Source organism: Candidatus Zixiibacteriota bacterium, assembly GCA_021159005.1.
In the GTDB taxonomy this organism is placed as follows: domain Bacteria; phylum Zixibacteria; class MSB-5A5; order UBA10806; family 4484-95; genus JAGGSN01.
Genome location: JAGGSN010000109.1, coordinates 1 through 3,796 on the forward strand (window position 1 = coordinate 1; position 3,796 = coordinate 3,796).

The following is a 3,796-nucleotide window of genomic DNA, read 5'->3' on the forward strand; positions in this document are numbered from 1 at the left end:
GGTATCGGCATGACCAATCTCTGGATTCCCAATCAAGTTGGGAATGACGCGGGCAGTGTTGGGAATGACATCATTATAGCATCCGCCTAAGGCGGACAAAAGGCTGGACAGTAGTGCTTTATTTTGATTTCAATGTAGCCTGAATATCATCAAACCAAACCTTGCCGCCTTTGTTTTCTGGTGAGGCAATACCGGCGCGAATAATTACATCTATTGTTCCATCAGGCACTGTAAAAGTTGTATTAACTGATGTCCAATCTGTTGTACCGATTAACGGATAATTTTGCTGAGTTGTGGCAAATGTCAGCATTTCTTTTTTTGCTTTGTCCCAGTATTGAACAACAATAAACGCAGGTTTTTTTAAGGTCTTTCGTTTTTATCCAGCCATTTAATTGATAGGCTTTGCCGATTTCAAATTTTTCTATACTGTGCATCCAATTATAAGCAATTGTATCCTCAGGATGCGAGTCTTTGATTTCAATGGAAACCGAATAGCTGCCAGAGTGTACGATTTCACTATCCCTATCGAATAAAACATGTTCTGCGGTTTGGGGAACGCGTGTGGCAAACCAACCATTCGGGTCATTATTTGCAGTCGATTTATTCTCGAAACCTCCATTCTGCACTATTACTTTCATTTGAGCTGATTCTTCTGAACATGACGCAAATATCAACAACGATAACATCAGCATTGTTAATATAATTAATAAAATTTTGGTTCTCGTAAACACTTCTCCTCCTTTTTATGTTGCTTACATTTTAAAGTATTTCATTTAATTATACACTTTAATAAACAATTTTATTCAAGCCGTCAACAAAAATACTATTTTAGTAGAAAATATTATTACTGATTGGAAACATATAATCGCGGTTCAATCGGGCGGTTAAAATATGCCAGCCTTTCGGAAACCAGTTCTTTGAACTCAGCCATATACTTCGGCTTTACCGGCGGCGAGGCAGGAACTGTCATCCTAAGCGGGTTGACATACTGGCGATTTTTCCTAACGCGATAATCGAGATGGGGACCGGTAGCGATGCCAGTCATACCGACATAACCGATCACCTGTCCCTGACGAACCCGACGTCCCCGGACTATTCCCTGGGCGAATTCATTAAGATGACCATAGCTGGTTGATAAGCCGAAGTCATGCGTAATTTCCACATAGTTGCCAAAGCCATTCACCCAATCCTTAACTCTGACTATGCCATCGCCCGCAGCAACAATCGGGGTTCCTATCGGAGCGGCATAATCTATTCCGAGGTGAGGACGATAAATCTTGAATATCGGGTGCAGCCGGCTATGTGAATAACCTGATGATACCCGACGGTAATTCAGCGGCGATTTTAACAACTCCCGACGTAAGGAATAGCCATTACAATCATAATAATCGGTATAACCATCCGGGTCGGTATAGAGAAATGCTTGATGACGAGTTCCGGAAAGGTTATACTCAACAGCCATAATATTACCGCACTTGATAAATTTGCCATCCTTATAGAGCGTTTGATAAATCATTCTAAAAGCATCGCCAGCTTGTGATTCAGTCAGAAAGTCAATTTCCCAGGCATAGATGTCTGTAATTCTCGTAAACAATTCGGAATCCGGCAAACCATCAGCAACAGCATCCCAGAGGGATGTTTCGATAATCGCGCCGAAATACTCAATCTTCTTGTCCAGCTCAACCGACGATATTCTGTCTATATATTCATCGTTAACTTTCTCCAGATGATATTTTTTCAGGTCGATTGTAACATATTCAAAAGTAAGCACCGTATCTCCCGGTATCAAAAAAAGCTTAAACTCATCGCCGGGATGAGAATTGGTCAGATCGAATAATTCAGAGAACTTATTAGTAATCTTTGATACAGCCTCCCGGGGGACTTCCTGATGTAAAAGCTCGGTATAGAGCGAACCGTTCTTGTGAATTTTTCCGGCATAAATCGCCGATAACTCTATTTGTTCCGTATAAGCCGACTTATCTGTATTAATATCATTGATAGATGTATAGCTGCTTTTAAGAACGGTATATGAAAAAAACAGCACAACGCCGGCTAAAAATAAAGGCGTAAATATTCTATAAACCCTGTAAAAAGGATTTAGTGGCGGGTTATAAAAATTTCTTATTTTTCTGGTTATTTTACTCGCCTCCAAAAATATCAGCCTGGAACCTGTAAATTTGGGTTCCGGCCTCTTTCCATGTTCCGCTCGGAAGACCTGCTTTTAAACATGTTTGATTGAGAAAAGTCTCTTTGTCCCAGCCTTGCTCAACCGGCACTTGCGGTAATAAAAGCCCGCTATTATAACCCCGAATAATATAAAGGCCATCACGACCAACAACCACCGTATTAGGGTCTTCCACTAAAGTCATCGGCGTTAAAACTGAAATCTCAATATCAACTGATTCAAACTCGCTTTCTGTTAATGGCCTGAAACGGGGATCATGAAACGCCGCCTGCACAGCCATCTCAGCAATTGTCTGATAAAGCGGTTTAACCGCTTTAATATAACCAATACAGCCGCGAAGCTGACCGCCAATAGTCAAGGTAACGAAAGCCCCGCGTTCTTCAGCCAAAACACCGGAATATTCCGACTCATCAAGCTCGAACTGATTTTTCGAGAAAACCGCCCTAATCGCTTCTCTGGATAAATTAAGCAACAGCATTTTCTCATCATTGGAAAGACCAAAATCAACGGCAGAAGCAGGGTTTATTTCAACATCATTATCGCCGTCCTCAATCTTTTCGGATTGTGCCTCTTCATTGATTTCATATACTTTTTTCACAATAGTTTCTTTGCTAAAAACCGCCGATAAGTATCCAACTACAGATGATTTATCACCGCTAACATCACCGGAGTTGGCATATTTTACAACCTTAGCGGTGCCAGCTCCCATCATTTCGGAAACAGCCATGGCGGTAACAATCGGACCGCCGCCGCAAGCTTCAATTTTATTTTCCTCGAGCTCCTTATGTAGTTGGATATAATCATAGCTGTTGATTAAATCGGCAACCCTGCTGTCTAAAGCAATTGCGGTGTCATAACTATGAAAATGAGACAGGTCGGAACTGGCAACAATAAGAACATCCTTTCTGCCTTTACAAGCCTCAAAAATACTTTCAGCCAGTCCGCGGCAGGTTTGCATATCCTGAGAACCCATCACGATAGCTGTCAATTCGAAATTCCCAAGAACAGTCTGAAGGAATGGCAGTTGAACCTCCAGCGAATGTTCGCCCCCTCTCGTTGTTAAATGATGTCCTTTATCAGATAGCTGAACCAGCTTGGAATTAGAAGCGATTTTCCGGGATAGTTCCTTATTAATATTTATTATTCCCAGCGGAGTCTGATAAGCATCGCCATTATAAACCGCTGCGCCTGAAAATGCTTCCGCATGGCTGGGGCCAATAACGATAACATCTTTATATTCCATTCCCTGGATTGTTTTATAAGCATAGGATGCTACTAAACCGGAATAGATATAACCGGCATGCGGCGCAACCAGCCCGACTATATCGCCAGCTATGGATGGCTTGTCAACCTGTGACATCATCTGAGCAATCATTTTCGCCAGCTCTGATGGCTCACCCGGATAAAAACTTCCCGCAACAGCAGGCTGTCTTATTTCAGTACTCATATCCCCCTCCAATATAGGGGTCCTGATAAATAGGACTGACAAAATTATTATTATAATAGTTATCGGCTTCAACACATATAAAGTATAATTTCATCTTAATATTGATGTCAAGTTAAATCATAATAGTTTAAAACTGCATCACTTATAATCGGTTTAACTGGTTT

General features: G+C 41.4%; 3 protein-coding genes. All 3 read right to left on the reverse strand.

Annotated features, from left to right (window positions below):
- Positions 1 to 242: 242 nt before the first annotated feature.
- Positions 243 to 638: a hypothetical protein gene (locus tag J7K40_06930; protein ID MCD6162131.1), complete on the reverse strand. Its 396-nt coding sequence runs from the start codon at positions 636 to 638 to the stop codon at positions 243 to 245.
- Between the two features lie 206 nt (positions 639 to 844).
- Positions 845 to 2,152, reverse strand: a complete 1,308-nt coding sequence (locus J7K40_06935; GenBank protein ID MCD6162132.1) for a M23 family metallopeptidase — start codon at positions 2,150 to 2,152, stop codon at positions 845 to 847.
- Positions 2,139 to 3,632 (reverse strand): AmmeMemoRadiSam system protein B, encoded by a 1,494-nt coding sequence (gene amrB / locus J7K40_06940; protein ID MCD6162133.1) that lies wholly within the window; start codon positions 3,630 to 3,632, stop codon positions 2,139 to 2,141. Before amrB ends, J7K40_06935 begins: the two co-directional genes overlap by 14 nt.
- Between the last annotated feature and the right edge of the window lie 164 nt (positions 3,633 to 3,796).

Excerpts from the sequence above, each read along its gene's own strand:
- amrB (MCD6162133.1), bottom strand. The coding sequence starts at position 3,632 with ATGAGTACTGAAATAAGACAGCCTGCTGTTGCGGGAAGTTTTTATCCG.
- J7K40_06930 (MCD6162131.1), bottom strand. The coding sequence starts at position 638 with ATGAAAGTAATAGTGCAGAATGGAGGTTTCGAGAATAAATCGACTGCA.